This window comes from Sulfolobus islandicus Y.N.15.51, from assembly GCF_000022485.1.
Lineage (GTDB): Archaea > Thermoproteota > Thermoprotei_A > Sulfolobales > Sulfolobaceae > Saccharolobus > Saccharolobus islandicus.
The window spans coordinates 260,040-276,547 of sequence record NC_012623.1 but is presented as its reverse complement, the minus strand read 5'-3'; the positions used below and the strand labels follow the sequence as shown (position 1 = coordinate 276,547).

The window sequence follows — 16,508 nt, the reverse complement described above, 5'->3', positions numbered from 1 at the left end:
TAATGGAATTACCGTCAGTTTTTGCTCCCTTTAAGAGAGATCCAACGTTTTATCCATCTCCAAAGATGGCCATGAAATCACCTCCAGAGGACTTAGCTTATGTTGCTTGCTTATACACTGGAACTGGAATAAATAGGCCAGATTTCATAGCAGTAGTTGATGTAAAGCCTGAATCGGAAACTTATTCTAAGGTAATCCATAAGGTTGAATTATCATATGTCAATGATGAGCTGCACCATTTTGGTTGGAATGCTTGTAGTTCCGCCTTATGCCCTAATGGAAGACCAAATTTTGAGAGAAGATTCTTAGTTGTACCCGGTTTACGTTCCTCAAGGATTTATATAGTAGATACAAAATTAAACCCTAGACAGCCTAATATAGTTAAAACTATAGAACCAGAGGAGGTTAAGAAAGTAACGGGCTACAGTAGGCTACATACAGTACATTGTGGGCCAGATGGTATCTACATAAGTGCTTTTGGCAATGAAAACGGTGAGGGTCCGGGGGGAATTTTAATGTTAGACCATTACAGTTTTGAACCTTTAGGCAAGTGGGAGATAGATAGGAGTGACCAATATTTGGCTTACGATTTCTGGTGGAATTTACCAAATGAAGTAATGGTAACTAGTGAGTGGGCAGTGCCAAACACTATTGAGAACGGGCTTCGATTGGAACATCTTAAAGATAGATATGGAAATAGGATACACTTCTGGGACTTGAGGAGAAGAAAGAAGGTATCAAGCGTAACCCTTGGTGAAGAGAATAGGATGGCATTAGAGCTTAGACCACTACATGATCCAACTAAACTCATGGGATTTATAAATATGGTAGTAAGCCTAAAGGATCTGAGCAGTTCAATCTGGTTATGGTACTACGAAGATGGTAAATGGAATGGGGAAAAGGTTATTGAAATCCCTGCGGAACCAAGTGAGGGAGGTTTGCCGGAGATATTAAAACCATTTAAGGCTGTACCACCATTAGTTACTGATATAGACTTAAGCCTTGATGATAAGTTCCTTTACGTTAGCTTATGGGGTATAGGAGAGATTAGGCAGTACGACGTGAGTAATCCGTTTAAACCAGTACTTACTGGAAAGGTCAGATTAGGAGGTATTTTTCATAGGGCTGACCACCCCTCTGGTCATAAACTTACTGGAGGTCCTCAAATGATTGAAATTAGTAGGGATGGAAAAAGAGTTTATGTTACCAATTCCCTTTATAGTACTTGGGATAACCAGTTCTATCCAGAGGGCTTAAAGGGATGGATGGTTAAACTAAATGCTAATCCAGATGGAGGTCTAGATGTGGATAAGGAGTTCTTCGTGGATTTTGGAGAGGCTAGGTCGCATCAAGTTAGGTTAAGGGGAGGAGATGCTTCCTCTGACTCTTATTGCTATCCTTAGCCTAGGGATAGTAGAGGGGCTAGATCCCTATAAGGGATTACTTTTTTCTTATTATTTTTACTCATTTAGAAAGGTGAATGAATCATACATAGTCCCTATCATATCGAGTATTACATACTATATGATAGGTATTATGATAGCAGTATTGTTTAACATTAGCGATAATATATTAACTAGAGGAATAATGTTTTCTCTTTTATTGGTACACGTGCTAATAAAACTCGTAATAGCTAAAGTTCTCCACTATCCCAGCAATATGAGACCTAAAATATTAAACGTTATTCAATGGTCAACCTTGAATTCAATAATTCAGATGAATTTTATAATACTTCTCACCCTCTCAATTCTCTCGAAACTAAGTCTTATCCTTTTACCTATTATAGTGGTAATTGTAAGGGAAACTACGTACTGTTTATCTGTGAAAAATAATAAAATTCTCTTTAAACTGACTGAATATAATTTTGATTATTTCTACTTAATGACGGTATTATTACTAGCTATTGTCATCATTCTACCTCTATTATGATGTCTTCATGATCTTTAAATAACTCATATAAAGAAATCCAAATCTTAGCTCTATCACAGTATCTATTGCTTTTCACCCTTATTTTCGTAAATTTTTTGTTCCTGCTAATTTGTATTTCTGCATTTGGGTCAATTTTCCTTACAATCTCCCTCACTTTATCCAACATAGATATATAATAGTCTAGGTAAGTTTTAAGATTATGATTAATAGAAGAGGATTAACAATTATGACTGTTTTCTCGTTTATTTACGCTATCCTCGAACTAGGAATACAATGGGATCCTTCCAAGGTTTTAAGCTCACCAGCGTGGATGAAAAGCGTATTCACTCCAACAGTATCACTTTATTTCTACAGAGTAATTTATATTTTAATTTTTGGATTTCCTTCATATCTTGCATCGGGTAAACTACTATCCGTTGAGACTGTATGGTACTTAATTTACGGGTCAATAGTTGAGGATATTATGTATTGGATAGTTGATCTTAAGCTACCGTTTTCATGGGCCTGGTTTTATCCAGTGTATTTTGGTATACCGATAGATGACTTGATTGGAGTGGTGATTTTAGCGGCAATGTACAAATTGATTAAGCAAAAATCTAAAGCTGGAATGAGTTAATATTAAATTTTTATCCTTTTTATTTTTATTTGATACAAATAAATAGTTGCGGAAACAAGACCGAAGGAACTCATTATTCCCCATAAAATGACGGGAGTATATAAATAATAGTTCATAAGCTCACCTATTAACGATGATCCCGATACCCTGCCAATTCCAGTAACCATACTATATAATCCAATTTGTCTCCCCCTAGAACTCTGATTTGTTAAAGAATTAGCAATGGCTTGTGATAGTGGTGTCACTATCATTTCAGCAATTGTTATAATCACAATATCAATGGATGCCACTAGAAAGTTAGTGATGAATGCAACTCCGAAATATCCAGAGGCGTAAATTAACGTCCCAATCACGATTAACCACAGCCTCTTACTTATAAGTCTCCCAACCAGATCTTGTAACGCTACTATCATAATTCCATTTATGGCAAATAATATACTGACCTGAAATTCTGTGAAATGAAGTTGGGCATTATAATACGTTAGTAAACCGAATCCCAACTGACCAACCAACACGAAAGTAAGGAAGGTAGAAATTAGGAAGAGAATAAATTGGTTGTTAACATTAAAATTTAAAATATTTCCCCCACCCTTAAATTCCGGTAATAATCTTACTAGAGGTATTGGGATGATCGCAATCAGACTTGATACCAGTAATAGCGTCTTAAATCCATAGAATGTGAAAATATATCCACCAATTAAGGGCCCTAAAGCCCATCCCGCATTAATTCCGACCCTTTGCCTACTAAACGCCTTAACTAAATCAGCCCTTTTGTAGATATCCCCGACTATTGCAGTAGAAGATATATTGTATATAGTATTAAAGAATGTTTGTAATAAAATCAATCCCGCTATAGGTATAGGGAGATTGACTAGATACGCCGTAAATAGAGCCAATGAGGAAACAATCGTGGAAAGAACCATTGCATTTCTCCTCCCAATATAGTCAACTACTATTCCCCCACCGATTGACGCAATAACATTTAAAAGCGCTTGGATTAAATAAAATATCGAAATAGTATCTAGCGAGAATCCATAAACTTTATATAATGCAAATCCGATAAACGGCCAAATTATGGAACCACTAAAAGACCTTACTCCTCCTATAATCGCTATTCTATTTATCTCTTTCATATCTCACTTTACTCTATGCGAGGTATAAAATGTTGAGCATTATATACTGTTTAAATAACTTAAATTCTTTTCTAAGAAGTTAATTTTTAAAACAACAGTTTAAAGAAGATCTCAAATGGAGCCAGAAAAGTTCACGTGGGATTCAGGTAAGGCAATAATATCCCAATTTATAGGATTCCTTCTAGATTCCTATGATTTGACAATGATTTTAAGCATAGCTCCAGTGTTAGCTAAGGTAATTCTACCACCTGCAAGCCCACTAATTGCGACATTTAATATCATTCTTTCCTACTCCCTGACAATAATATTCAGACCCTTAGGTTCAGCAATATTTGGAAATTTAGGAGATAAGATAGGTAGGAGAGCTGACTTAATAATTACGGTATTGGGTTTAGGAATTACTAGTGCACTTACTTCGGCATTGCCAACTTATGCCCAAGCTGGAATTCTCTCATTCGCTCTATTCGTTTTAATAAGAGTTGCGGTAGGCATTTTCGCGGGTGGAGAATACTCAGCTGGTCATCCATTTGCTATGGAATGGACACCATATAAATGGAGAGGGTTTGTTAGTGGATTAGTTCAAGGTGGTTTCTCATTTGGCGCAGCCTTGGCTGCTGTGGTAGAGGGCATCTTCATAGGAATTTATGGTGTATCTGGTGTTGTGGAGTTTGCGTGGAGATATGTGTTTTTAACTGCTGTAATACCAGCTTTCATAGCCTTAGCAGTAAGACTCGCTATGAAAGAAACACCAGTTTTTGAAGATGTTAAAAAGAAGAACCTAATCAGAAGGACACCATTAGTGGATTTGTTTAAACCACCTTATAGAAGAGATTTCTTTCAAGTCATGGCATATATGACGGGGATGTTCTTCTTCGCTTATTCTTTATTTGCATTTGTACCTACTATTTTAGAACATAGTCCATCAATATTTGGCCTTGGAGAGGCAAACTACATATACAGCATTGGTACTTACGCTGCATTCGCTGGTGCAGTAATGTTCGGTACCTTATCCCAGTATGTTGGAAGAAGAAGGTTAACAATAATATGGAGTATAATCACCTTTATCATTGCAATACCAATTTATTATGGGCTTATTACTGCAGCAATTGCGGGTAACGCTATAACTGCTATGTTATTTTCAATTATCATCGGTATAATAACACAAGGACCTTGGGGAATAATACCAATCTACTTATCTGAAAGATTTAAAGCATCAATGAGGGCTTCTGGAGTGGGTTTCGGCTATTCCTCTGGAATTTTCATAGGTGGTTGGTTCAGTATATATGTGCCTCTAATGCATAACTACTTGTTTAAGTCATTAGATACACCGAATAACATATGGTTCTCTACGGCAGTATTATTGATGATTGGAGCTTTAATAGTTGGTATTGCACAGTACTTCGGACCAGAAACACTAGGAACTAAATTGGCTGAAGAACCACAAAAAACCATAGAATAAAATGGAAAAGTACAGCTTTTTAAAAAGGATTTTAATTTTTTTCAAAAACTTTTATTTTATCTTTTTTTACATACACTAATACCTCCTCACCAGAATGTATCGGATGATCAGAATACGTGAATATTTCATCATCCGAATTTAACGGAGTTATAGTTATCCTAAATAAACCTCCCTGATAGCCTATAACTTTGACCCTCCCCTTTCCCACTAAAGTCCAAGCGTCATCCCTAATGACATCTTTCGATAACTTCACATCTTCTGGTCTAATACCAATTAGCACTTTATCATTAGAGATACTAACTGGAAATCTGAAACTGCCTATAACTACTCCCTCATTAGTCACCTTTCCCTCCAGTTCATTAATTTCACCTATGAGACTAGCAACTTGAATTGATACTGGATTATCATATACCTCTTCAGGCTTACCCACTTGAACCAATTTGCCTTTAACCAATACCCCTACCCGATCAGCAATGGCGAAAATATCAGCGGGATCATGACTGACGATAAGTAAGGTTACTCCTAATCTACTTTGGACTTCTTTAACTAAAGCTCTAGCACTATCTCTCATCCTGGCATCTAAATTGCTAAATGGTTCATCAAGCAAAAGCAAAGATGGATCTTTAACTAAAGCTCTAGCTAATGCAACTCTTTGTTGTTGTCCTCCAGACAATTCCCTAGGAAGGTGATTTAAAACGTGATGAATATCCAAAATCTTGGCTATTCCTCAACCCTTTTCCTTATCTCCTCCTTACTCATCTTCATATTAGTTAAAGGAAACGCAATATTCTCAAACGCTGTTAAATTAGGATATAGAGCCCAAGTTTGAAATACCATCCCGATTTTCCTGTCTTCTGGAGGTACTAGTAGTTTGCCATTTGAAGCAACTAATTTGTCATCGAAGTACAGTTCCCCGGTAGAAGGTACATCTAAGCCTGCAATTATTCTCATGAAGGTTGTCTTACCAGCTCCGCTCGGTCCCAATATTCCAAATCTCTCTCCATTTTCAATTGTTATATTAACGTTATCCAATGCTATTACTTTGCCTTTCTTAAAAACTTTAGAGATGTTTTTTACAATAATCTTAACCATCTTTTACACCCCTTTACCTCCTCCACCTAATGCCATTAGTCCTCTTATAAAGTATCTTCCAAGAAAAACAAATATTGCAAGTGGTATTATACTTGCAAGCATTCCAGCCGCGAATGTATCATTATATAAAGTACCATAAGCACCACTATATGATAATACAGCTATTGACGTTGGTTTCATTCCTGGAGTTGTTACTAACACTAACGGGATAAAGAAGTTATTCCATGTCTGTATTATAATAAATATTAACGTTGAAATGAAGCCCGGCATAGAAAGTGGAAACACTATCTTCATGAATATCTTTAAATCTCCAGTCCCATCCATCTTTGCCGCCTCAATTAAACTCCTCGGAATCACTGTGATAAACATTGACATTAATAAAGCTCCAGTAGGTATATAAAATATCAATAACGCAAATATTATACCTATGTAAGTATCTAAAAATCCCATGCTTACCATTAGCCTAGTCAACGGTAATAGTGTAGCTTCTTGGGGAATAAATGTAGCTAGTGATATTAGAGAGAATAAAACGTCACTTATGGCTGAAGAAGCTCTACTAAACGAGTAAGATAATGTATAGAAGAAATATGCACCCATGGCACCTAAGAATGCTGAAATGAACGAAGTAGGAATAACAATTATTAGACTATTGATTAGAGGTTTAGCTAGTGATAAGAGGACTGAGGCGTAAGCTTCGAACGTAATTTTGGTAGGTGGTACTAAAACTGGAGTAGATAGAACTTCAAAATTACTCTTAAACCCATTTATGAGCATTGCATAAACTGGTATAAGCCATATAACACTGATAATTGCTAATGCTAGATAATGTAAACTTGCCTTTATTACTGGCCTCATCTTCTTATCCACCTCCTAATTACAGTCAAGGCATACGGAATAATAATTATCGTAGCAACTAATGTTATTATCGTAGCAACCGCTGTAGCTTGAGAGAAATACTCCACGGTGAAAAGGTAATACATATATAACTCGCTTGTTTGAAGAAAAATATTCGTAGTACCACCAGATAACACATAAGGCAGATCAAATATTCTAAAGGAGAATAAGAATAGAAGAGCTGTGGCAATAATAAAAGAGTTTAGCGAATTAGGAATGAGTATCTTGTAAAGTATTTTGAAAGCACTGGTACCATCCAACCTCGCTGCCTCTACTATTGTCTTATCTATGTTCATAAACCCTGCTAAATAGAATAAAGCCGCAATTCCAGTATATGCCCAAACTGTGACCAAGATCAAACTAGGAAACATCGTAGAGGTCGATGAAAGCCATGGAATTTGGGGTAAACCAATCCTTACTAAAAGCCAGTCTACGATCTAACTAGTATGTCTTCACTTGTAGTGTAAACATTAAGTTATAAATTTTCTTCCTAATATCCCAAAACGTATATAAGTGTATCAGTTTGACGGCTTCTCCTCTTGAAGATCCGTTAACTTAATTAATTTGCAGTTCAATGATTACAAAAGATCGAAAGCCTCATCTTTTCAAGGTGGGGATGATAAATATTTAAATATATCCTTTTCTAATGCTTTGTGGGTTACTTCAGAATTATACAAAAATTTATAAATAATTATACCGAGTATTACTCATGGGAAAGAGTAAGTACAAGAGGGATTGGAGCAAGTACGACGAGAACGTTATAACTAGATACGAGCTAATGTTCCCCTTCTACGTCTTCCAACACTGGTGGGAATTACTAGCAGAAGAGAATAGGAATGCCAAGAAAACCTACAAGGCGCCAAAGGAGTTCAACGACTTCCTAGCGTTCCTGCACTTGTTCCTACCTTATAGGGCCATAGAAGGAGTATTGAGAGCATTAGAAAGACTGAAAATCATCCCAACAAGCCTAGACTACTCAACAATATGGGAAAGAGTAAGAAACATGAACATAAAATTCCCAGAGGCAAATGACCAACTTGAAGTAATAGCAGACGCAACGGGAATAAGCACAAACAAGGGAGGACAATACATTATAGCAAAATGGGGAAAAACCAAGGACTCAAAATTCCTCAAGATCGAAATAGTAATGGATAAGGACCAATTCAACGTAATAAACGCTGAAGTAACCAGCAACGAGGTTCAGACTGCAGTTAAGACGGTTAAGGATTTACAAGATAAGGGAAAGAAGGTCAAGAAGTTTTATGGAGATAAAGCTTATGATGCTAATGAGGTTTACAAGACTGGGGTTGAGGTTGTTGTTCCACCTAGGGAGAACGCTTCTACTAGGCGTGGCCATCCTGCTAGGAGAAAGGCTGTAAGGGAGTTCAAGAGGTTGGGTTATAATCGTTGGAGGGAGGATAAGGGTTATGGTGTTAGGTGGAGGATTGAGTCCTTATTCTCTGCTGTGAAGCGTACTTTTGGGGAATCTGTTAGGGCTACAAGGCACTACATGCTGACGCCTCTAACAAACCTATGGGGATAACGAGTCTAGCGCGTCTCCCACGTCGAAGTCCTTGACATTAACTTCCTTACCCCTAGGAATCCTAAAACTCTTCTTGACAACTCCCTTGTAAACACCGTCCTTTATAACATGATAACAAATGCTTGCAAGCTTTCCGGCAAGAGCACAAGTAGCTTGAGTAACACTCTTCCCCCTAGCAATAAGCCTCTCATAATACCCTTTAAAAGGCTCAAGACCCCTAGCAACCTTGGCAACCAAGTAGAGAGCTCTACGCAAATACTTATTACCCCTAATCATACCGGAGTGAGACTCGCTATCACCACTCTGCTTAGTTTTGGGTGCAAAGCTTGCATAAGCCCTAGCAGCCTTAGAACTGGAAAAACGGGAAACATCACCGAACTCAGCGTAAATAGTTGCAGCACTAATCAAACCAATCCCGGGGATCTTACTCAACTCAATTACTGGTTTTGGAATCTTGGAAATTATCATATCCTCAACCTCCTTAATCATTTTCTCCAAGTTTTTTAACAGTTCAACTAATTGTTTTAACGCTAGTTTTTCCGCGTCGTTTAAGTTTCTCCCTAGTTTTTCTTTTAGTTCCTCCTTCTCTTCCTTGCTTAGTCCCTCCCCCTTTACTAGCTTTTCAAGTAGTTTTCTTCCCTTCTTGTCGAATGGTTGTATTTTATATCCCGCGAATTCTAATATTTTCCTTATCTCGTTCTTTACTTGTGTTGTCTTCTCTACTAAGCTTTCCCTATATCTCGTTAGTTCTCTTAGCTCCATTATTTCTCCTGTTGGTATGTATGATCCCTTGATTACTCCGGTCATGTGTGCTACTAGTAACCTTTGTGCGTCGAGTTTGTCTGTCTTTTTCCCTAGTATTTCTGTTAGGTGTAGTGGGTTTATTACTGTTACCTTGTATCCTTTTTCCGTTAGTTTTTCGTGTAGGTAGAAGTAATATATTCCAGTTGCCTCTATTATTCCTTCCTTATATTCTCCTAGGAATTTAATTAGTTCCTCTATTCCCTCGTTGTCGTGGTTGAATTCCTTTACCTCCTTGACGTATACTGCTGATTTTTCTTGTTCTACTACTAGTTCTCCCTTTGCTGCTGTTAGTTTGCTTTGTGAAATATCAATTGCGAAGGCCTTGTTTGTAACTTTTAATTCCATGCTTGTGTATTACGCGTTTCTCGAGATATTTTTTGTTCTCATAATACCTTGTTTTCTTTGCATAGTGTTAAGTGTTTCAGCCCCTAGAGTATTTTGTTACAACCTCCTACTCGGGGGTTTTTATCCCCTCTTGTTAGATCGTTCTAGGGGCTTCACAGCTAGCCTTGTAGATGGGGTTTTATCCCCATGTTTTCTATGAGCTTATGTTGTTTTTCTCCTTACTTGTTTATTTCCTTTTCTCTTGTAATACTTGGTTTTATTCGTTCTCTTGTTTTGCGTGGATTGCCCCGTAGGAGTTTTTTAGGACAAGTGGTTGAGGCTAAGCTCAAGTTCTGGGCTTATGCATGGATGGTCCACTTGGCTAATTCTTTAGTTGGTAGAGCTCCGGGTATTAGGGTGTGAGCTTGCGAATAACGTTGAAATAAATATTAATTACTGAAAAATTCTCAGTGTATCATATCATGCTTATGAAATAAATTGAAGAGATCAACAAAGCACTTTTCTAATGAATATCTAATGGCTTAGGAGGGAATCCAATCAGAGCAATAGTTTCCATGAAGATTGGCTAACAGACTCTCCTAGCCCTCTCAAACCTTTATGTAAAAACATTAAGATACGTTCTCTTCTGGCTAAAAGAAAATAAGATAAACCCTAATGAGAATGTTGTGTTAGGAGTTATTCACCAAGAGCTTTATGAAAAGCTGAGAGAGGAGTTCTAACTACCGGCTAAGATTGCTGAAGATTATAGGGATATCATTTCGATTTACAAGGATTAGTTAAACAATCCTGGAAGGCACCCATTTATAGTTGTGGAAGTCAGACTCAATAGCTAAGCTCCTTCAGCTTATCTTCTAATTTTTCGTCCCAAATATCTTCAAAGTATTTTTTAATATTACGCTTTATGAACTCCACTACAGTGAGTATATCTCTTTCTACTTCTCCTTTATCCTTATAATTTACAAAATTGGGATCAAAGCCGTTATATGAGAAGGAATGAAGGAGAAGTGCAGTTTTAACTATTAATTGCACATCATAGCCAAGCTTTTCTAGATCATAAGATATTCCTATTAAACCAGTAGTTGGTGCCGAGTATCCCACTCTCTCATACCAGTCCTTCTCTTTTTCTGACTTCGATTGTACAATTTTATCAAAGTTCTTTATAACTAGTGCGCTAACCATGGCCTTGACTGTAATAAAGGCTTTAGATGAGGCGTTAGTTATCATTCCCTTTTTAAGCATTTCTAAAGCTAGTTTACCTTCAGTAAGGGTCTCCATTACTTTTACGTAAACGTAAGATCTAGGATCAGCCTTGTAATCTAGAACCTCATACATTAAGTTTATATTAAGAAACTTCCTTTTAACTTTGTGGAGCTAATGGTTTGTTGAATCCTTCAATTTTCTTAGGCGTCAAGCTCGTTAAATTTTATTAAATTCAAAATCAAGCGTTAGATTAAAAGTAAGCTTAGCATTAGATCAGATAAAAATTGAAGCTATCTATAAAGCATCCGTAAACCTAAAATAATATTATATACATATTATATACTGTGAATCTTGAAGAATTGCTCGTAAGGTAACAATTAGTATAGTTCTTACATTGCTTTTTTTTGTATAAGCATAAAACGTAGAGTATATAACCAAGCTTATTTCATTAATAATGAAAATTTATAAGATAGCAAGTTAAACATAACATTTATGTGTTATGAAAAATATGAGAAAGCTATGATACAGCAGAGGAAGGCAAAAAAACAGAGAGTAATTGAAACTATCCCAGTAAAGTAAGTGGGCTAGATTAAATCCTCTTTTCTTTTAATTTAATATATTTTTTATATAGTTTATTAACCTCTCTACTATTCACTTTTCTTCCATGTGCTCTTAACCCTCCGCTAAACTTATATGGGATATGAAGTATTTCATGAATCATTACTTTAATTTTATCCTCATTGGATAATCTGTCAAATCTTTCTGAAACTAGTTCTATTACGTAGAGGGGTTCTAAATTAAAAGTCTCAATTACAATTTTGGGGACTGCCCAAATTCTAGCTATTGCCTTAGATTTAGCTCCATAGGAGTACACAACTCTTACCCTATCTAAATTAATGTAGTCTAATCCGAGAATAATAACAATATCTCTTAACAAATCTTCACCGTCTCGAGACCTAACATACTTTATCATACCTTAAAGTTCAATATCAACCATATTAACTTATTCACGGTATCAGCTAAGATCTTTTTACCAAGTTCTTCATCAATTCGGATCGGTTTTCCATCATTAAGTACTCCGAATTGATTAGCTTCCTTAGTTGAATAATAAACGAATACTCCATCTCTAACATCATAACTTTTTATCTCTTCTATTTTATTTAACCTCACTACTCTCTTATCTATTGCGTATATTTTTGACGTTTCTACTGTACCAGCGTGAAGATCATTTACGTTGAATAGCAGTTTCTCCTCTTCACCAAATATGTTGAAAATCATTACTTTAGCATTGCTATATTTCATATTAAATTCCCTTTGAACTAATGGAAGAAAATAGGAATTCCCGCCATGACCATTGACTATGATTATCCTCCTTAGTCCCAAATCCTTGAAAATGCTTTCAAGTAAATCATTAAAGAACGAGATTGCGGTTTGAAAGGATAAAGAGATGAAAGGAAAACCCTTGTGTTCTAAAGATACACCATAATATACTGTGGGAAAGAGTAGCGTAGTCTCCTTTAATTTTTCCTCTGCTTTAGAAGCTACATTTTCCGAAATTATACTATCAGTACCCATTGGCAAGTGGGGGCCATGTTGTTCTATACTTCCAACTGGCACTAATCCGACTAGATCCTCCCTTATCTCATCCCTTGTTATTTCTATTAATTTCATGTGATAAGAGTTTCCTAGTTGAGAAAAATAGTTTACTAAATAAGTATCGTGAAGTAACTATAGACTTTTGTTCTTGATAACTTAGATATTAAACTAGCTTTTCTCTTTGTTAGTCACTTCTTTATAAAGTTAGAAAGTCTCGGATCATATAAAGATAAAAAGTTTGAGAGGTAAAATTAAAATGTATGTCGACAGTGTCTTCTAATAACTCTAGTATACTTATAGGATTGAGCAATAATACCATACAGCTTGTCTTAGAGATAATACTAACAATATTATTTTTTCTAGTTCCATTAATTTTCTGGTTTTATTTCTCAAGGAGGATGATGATAGGGAATACTACTAGAAGTAGAAGACCTAAGATCTATATTCCTAATATTAGATGGGATGAAGTGTATGATTTGAAAGAAGTTAAAATGAGATTAGAAGAGATAGCTAAAATGGTTCAAGATGGAAGGGCATATGGGGTTATACTCTTTGGCCCTCCTGGAACTGGTAAAACAACAATAGCGAAGGCCTTAGCGAATAAATTAGGCTGGGCTTACTTTGAGTTAAGACCAAGTAAAATATTGAGTAAGTGGTATGGTGAAAGTGAACTCTTGTTAGATAATTTCTTCGATCAAGTGGAAATGAACACACCAGCTGTTGTGTTTATAGACGAATTGGATAGCCTAGCTATGAGTAGGCAAAGTGATTTGCATGAGGTTACTCATAGGTTAGTAAATATAATGTTAATGAGACTTCAAGATTTACATGATAAGAGCTTAAGGGTGATAATAATTGGAGCAACGAATGTACCTCAGGAAATTGATGAAGCGTTTTTAAGACCTGGGAGATTTGACGAAGTAATTTACGTAGCATTACCGGATGAGAAGAGTAGAGAGGAGATATGGAGGGGTTATATAAAGAGAGAGGATATTGATTATTCCTTATTGGCAAAGAGGAGTGAGAGATTTTCTCCTGCAGACATTAAGAACGTTGTCGATAAGGTACTAAGTAAGAATAATAGTCCAAATACTGAGGATTTTCTACGGGAGATTGGGAATTATAAACCCTCTATTCAACTTTCAACTATAATTAAATTTGAAAATGTTGCTAGAAAGTACGAGAGGAGTAAGCTAATTATAAAGACTTATGGTGTTCCTAACATTTCTTGGAACGATTTAGGGGATTTAGAAGAGGTTAAGAGGATAATAAGGGAGTCCATAGTATTACCCATAACCAGCAAGGAGTTTGCAGAGAAACTGGGAATATATCCGGTTAAAGGTATACTGTTATATGGTCCACCCGGGACCGGAAAAACTAGTATTGCTAAGGCCCTAGCTAATGATCTGAGGTTCAATTTCATAGAACTGTCTGGAGAAGAGGTCAGTAGTGCAGGTCCTCTAGATGCCCCAAAGATTATAGCTGAGAAATTCTATGTTGCCCTAGATAATGCCCCAGCAATAATATTCATTGATGAGATAGATATGATAGCGAGGAATAGAATGGCTAATGAGTGGAGAAATGCATTGACGGAATTATTAAGGCAAATGGATGGTTTGAGGGAAATTCATAATGTAATAGTTGTTGGTGCAACTAATAGACCTTGGGACTTAGACCCCGCAATATTAAGGGCTGGCAGATTTGATAAGATAATTTATGTACCTCCGCCAGATAAGGATGGGAGAGAGAAAATATTACAAGTTCTTATTAAGGATTTGATTATTAGCAAAAATATTATTTCTAAAGTTGCTGAGCTTACTGAGAATTACACCCCAGCAGATTTAAAACTAGTTGTGGAGGAGGTAAAGAGGAATTTATTAAAAGAGGCCTCAATTAGTGGTAATTTGAGGACCGAAGTAAAACTGGAGGATTTCATGAACGTATTGAATAGAGTAAAAACGAGCTTAGATAGACAAACGTTGATGATGTACGAGAAATTCGGATTTGAAAGAAGATAAGGTTTGGGAAAAAGTTTAATCCCAAAACAATTAAGATAATAGCGTGCAAAACTGGATCAAAGTGCTCATTGGTTTCTCTCTATTTTTACTCCTACTGGAGGCTATGCTTCTGTATAGTATTAAACTGGTCTCGTATCCTTTCCTTCTCTATTCGTCCCTTATATATTTCTTGGCTTTACTATTAGCACTGTATCTCGGTGATTTTAATGCACCCAAAAGGACTAGTAAAAAAAGATGATATAATTTATCTATCAGTATTTGTACTAGTATTTTTAATAGCCCTAAGGAATTACATGCTATCTCCTCCTTACACTCTGGGAGATACTACAATACTTCCTCCAACTAATCCGGGATTATACACGCCGTCAGCCACAATACAATATTATTTATCCCTCTTGATGGGTGAGAACAATTTAATAAAAACATTAAACTTTCTCGCCTTCTTAATAGCACCAATTTCGATCTATTTTACGTTAGGAAGGAAAGGTGATTTATTTAAAAGATTAATTTTACCCTTGATCTTCACATTAAACCCTATTTCCATTTCAATATTTTATACTGGAGATGGTGAAAGTATACTTTTAGTTTACTCATTACAACCATTAGTGTATTATCTTACGCACAAGATGTTATATGACGTAAAGAATAAATTCAAATATCTCATTTATTTGGGCATTGTAGAGGTAATAGGTCAGATCTTCTTCTTTCAAATGTTCCTCTTCTCTTTCTTTTTCCAATTACCCTTTATCCTATTATCCATCAAGGAGAAAAAATACCTATTTTTTCTTTATCCTATTTTAGCTGATCTTCTGGGATTTCTATCAGAACTCTCATGGGAAATTTATCTATACATTGGCGTCGTTCCTAACGTATTGATTTCACCATCGAATACTCTAGTGAGATTAGGGCTAGCCTATTATTCTACGATAGTATCGTCACTTTTATTCACGATTGTAATAACGACTGCATTTATTTATAAGAATAAGTACGCGTTAGCTACAATTACATCGGTAGGATTACTGCTTATAATTTATGCTATTTTACAGAACTTTCAACTTAATATTCCAATCATTTCTGCGTTGCTTGCTTCAATAACAACTTTTCAAACTAAAGTATACTTGTTAAGTTTTGGTCTTTTAGACCTAAGTTTGTTTTACTTAAAGAGGACTAGGGAATTCATAATACCTTTACTTTCATTACTATTAATAGTGCTTCTTGTCAATACCGGAGGTCTACAAGCCACAACTTATTCAATCTTCTCTTTTAAACCACAACCAATGCCTACGTGGTATTATGAACTCTATGATTACTTATCTCAAAACAATCCAAATAATGTTTACTCTTTAGCGACACAGTACCAGTGCTTGCAATATTTACCAGGCTTTAGTGGCTTCATTTACAATCCTAGCTTTATTCATAATCTTACAAATCCTTTCTACGGAATGAAATATCTCATTTCGGCATCACAGATAAATTATACCGGATTAAGACTAGTGAAGACATTTGGTCCAGTTCTAGTTTACTATAATGAGAATTTCACTGGGCTAGCACATTACTTAAATGGAAGCTCAGTTAGGAACTATAGCATTTCCGATGTAGAGATTAGAATTTATGGTGATAAACCACCTTTTGTAGTCTCATTACCGTATTCGGGATATTGGACTAATTCTAAGAATTACAATGGTTTTCTTGAGCTTACGAGTAATATTTCCCAGAACTCTCTCACAACTTTAATACATGAACTGTTCTTTGTAAGCTTATTCTTCCTTATCTTACCTTTTATCTTATTGATTTTTGAAAAAACTCCCATGAAGAGTCTCATAGTCGGCCGCTGACACGACCTTCATTCTCAATCTTCATGGGATTCTATATATAGTAA

At 35.9% G+C, this 16,508-nt stretch carries 17 protein-coding genes and 2 pseudogenes; 9 read left to right on the top strand and 10 right to left on the bottom strand.

Going from position 1 to position 16,508, the window contains the following annotated elements; all coding sequences use genetic code 11:
- Nucleotides 1-2 precede the first annotated feature (2 nt).
- Entirely contained in the window at nt 3-1,403 is a 1,401-nt protein-coding gene (locus YN1551_RS01495) for a selenium-binding family protein (RefSeq protein WP_012717060.1), read from the top strand.
- The gene (locus YN1551_RS01490; protein WP_012717059.1) at nt 1,372-1,929 is read left to right on the top strand and encodes a hypothetical protein; all 558 of its coding nucleotides are present in this window, start codon (nt 1,372-1,374) and stop codon (nt 1,927-1,929) included. Before YN1551_RS01495 ends, YN1551_RS01490 begins: the two co-directional genes overlap by 32 nt.
- Here YN1551_RS01490 and YN1551_RS01485 read toward each other — a convergent pair.
- Nucleotides 1,910-2,095 (bottom strand): hypothetical protein, encoded by a 186-nt coding sequence (locus tag YN1551_RS01485; RefSeq protein ID WP_012716696.1) that lies wholly within the window; start codon nt 2,093-2,095, stop codon nt 1,910-1,912. The two genes, YN1551_RS01490 and YN1551_RS01485, sit on opposite strands and share 20 nt — an antisense overlap.
- 33 nt (nt 2,096-2,128) lie before the next feature.
- Between YN1551_RS01485 and YN1551_RS01480 the strand changes: the two genes are divergently transcribed.
- The gene (locus YN1551_RS01480) at nt 2,129-2,545 is read left to right on the top strand and encodes a hypothetical protein (protein ID WP_012717058.1); all 417 of its coding nucleotides are present in this window, start codon (nt 2,129-2,131) and stop codon (nt 2,543-2,545) included.
- 2 nt (nt 2,546-2,547) lie between these two features.
- Here YN1551_RS01480 and YN1551_RS01475 read toward each other — a convergent pair whose 3' ends face one another.
- The gene (locus YN1551_RS01475; RefSeq protein WP_012717057.1) at nt 2,548-3,678 is read right to left on the bottom strand and encodes an MFS transporter; all 1,131 of its coding nucleotides are present in this window, start codon (nt 3,676-3,678) and stop codon (nt 2,548-2,550) included.
- A 115-nt stretch (nt 3,679-3,793) separates the two neighbouring features.
- Between YN1551_RS01475 and YN1551_RS01470 the strand changes: the two genes are divergently transcribed.
- A complete protein-coding gene (locus YN1551_RS01470; protein WP_012717056.1) occupies nt 3,794-5,137 on the top strand; it encodes an MFS transporter in 1,344 nt (447 codons plus the stop codon).
- A 31-nt stretch (nt 5,138-5,168) separates the two neighbouring features.
- Here the strand turns inward: YN1551_RS01470 and YN1551_RS17305 are convergent, their stop codons facing one another.
- From YN1551_RS17305 to YN1551_RS01455, 4 genes are read right to left on the bottom strand one after another with little or no spacing between them, the layout of a single operon-like run.
- Nucleotides 5,169-5,849 (bottom strand): ABC transporter ATP-binding protein, encoded by a 681-nt coding sequence (locus tag YN1551_RS17305; protein WP_274379006.1) that lies wholly within the window; start codon nt 5,847-5,849, stop codon nt 5,169-5,171.
- Nucleotides 5,850-5,857: 8 nt separating this feature from the next.
- Nucleotides 5,858-6,229 (bottom strand): ATP-binding cassette domain-containing protein, encoded by a 372-nt coding sequence (locus tag YN1551_RS17300; RefSeq protein ID WP_274379005.1) that lies wholly within the window; start codon nt 6,227-6,229, stop codon nt 5,858-5,860.
- 3 nt (nt 6,230-6,232) lie between these two features.
- The gene (gene glcU / locus YN1551_RS01460) at nt 6,233-7,084 is read right to left on the bottom strand and encodes a glucose ABC transporter permease GlcU (RefSeq protein WP_009989853.1); all 852 of its coding nucleotides are present in this window, start codon (nt 7,082-7,084) and stop codon (nt 6,233-6,235) included.
- Nucleotides 7,081-7,482, bottom strand: coding sequence for an ABC transporter permease subunit (locus YN1551_RS01455; RefSeq protein WP_238527865.1), 402 nt, complete (start codon nt 7,480-7,482; stop codon nt 7,081-7,083). Before YN1551_RS01455 ends, glcU begins: the two co-directional genes overlap by 4 nt.
- Before the next feature lie 350 nt (nt 7,483-7,832).
- On the opposite strand from YN1551_RS01455, the gene YN1551_RS01450 reads away from it, so the two are divergent.
- Nucleotides 7,833-8,666, top strand: coding sequence for an IS5 family transposase (locus YN1551_RS01450; protein WP_012717055.1), 834 nt, complete (start codon nt 7,833-7,835; stop codon nt 8,664-8,666).
- On the opposite strand, the gene YN1551_RS01445 is transcribed toward YN1551_RS01450, so the two are convergent.
- A complete protein-coding gene (locus YN1551_RS01445; RefSeq protein ID WP_012715521.1) occupies nt 8,655-9,815 on the bottom strand; it encodes an IS110 family RNA-guided transposase in 1,161 nt (386 codons plus the stop codon). The two genes, YN1551_RS01450 and YN1551_RS01445, sit on opposite strands and share 12 nt — an antisense overlap.
- A 294-nt stretch (nt 9,816-10,109) precedes the next feature.
- Between YN1551_RS01445 and YN1551_RS16455 the strand changes: the two are divergent.
- Nucleotides 10,110-10,217: pseudogene (locus YN1551_RS16455) on the top strand (IS5/IS1182 family transposase); the annotation flags it as partial.
- 173 nt (nt 10,218-10,390) lie between these two features.
- Nucleotides 10,391-10,531, top strand: a pseudogene (locus YN1551_RS18035) (RNA-guided endonuclease TnpB family protein); the annotation flags it as partial.
- 106 nt (nt 10,532-10,637) lie between these two features.
- On the opposite strand, the gene YN1551_RS01435 reads toward YN1551_RS18035, so the two are convergent.
- The 3 genes from YN1551_RS01435 to YN1551_RS01425 form a co-directional block, all read right to left on the bottom strand.
- Entirely contained in the window at nt 10,638-11,147 is a 510-nt protein-coding gene (locus YN1551_RS01435; protein WP_012714456.1) for a PaREP1 family protein, read from the bottom strand.
- Nucleotides 11,148-11,604: 457 nt separating this feature from the next.
- Nucleotides 11,605-11,988 (bottom strand): putative metallopeptidase, encoded by a 384-nt coding sequence (locus YN1551_RS01430; RefSeq protein WP_012714457.1) that lies wholly within the window; start codon nt 11,986-11,988, stop codon nt 11,605-11,607.
- The gene (locus YN1551_RS01425) at nt 11,985-12,686 is read right to left on the bottom strand and encodes a creatininase family protein (RefSeq protein WP_012717054.1); all 702 of its coding nucleotides are present in this window, start codon (nt 12,684-12,686) and stop codon (nt 11,985-11,987) included. The genes YN1551_RS01430 and YN1551_RS01425 overlap by 4 nt, the downstream gene beginning before the upstream one ends.
- Before the next feature lie 185 nt (nt 12,687-12,871).
- On the opposite strand from YN1551_RS01425, the gene YN1551_RS01420 reads away from it, so the two are divergent.
- Entirely contained in the window at nt 12,872-14,629 is a 1,758-nt protein-coding gene (locus YN1551_RS01420) for an AAA family ATPase (protein WP_012716705.1), read from the top strand.
- 206 nt (nt 14,630-14,835) lie between these two features.
- Nucleotides 14,836-16,464: a hypothetical protein gene (locus YN1551_RS01415; RefSeq protein WP_012717053.1), complete on the top strand. Its 1,629-nt coding sequence runs from the start codon at nt 14,836-14,838 to the stop codon at nt 16,462-16,464.
- The last annotated feature ends 44 nt before the right edge of the window (nt 16,465-16,508 follow it).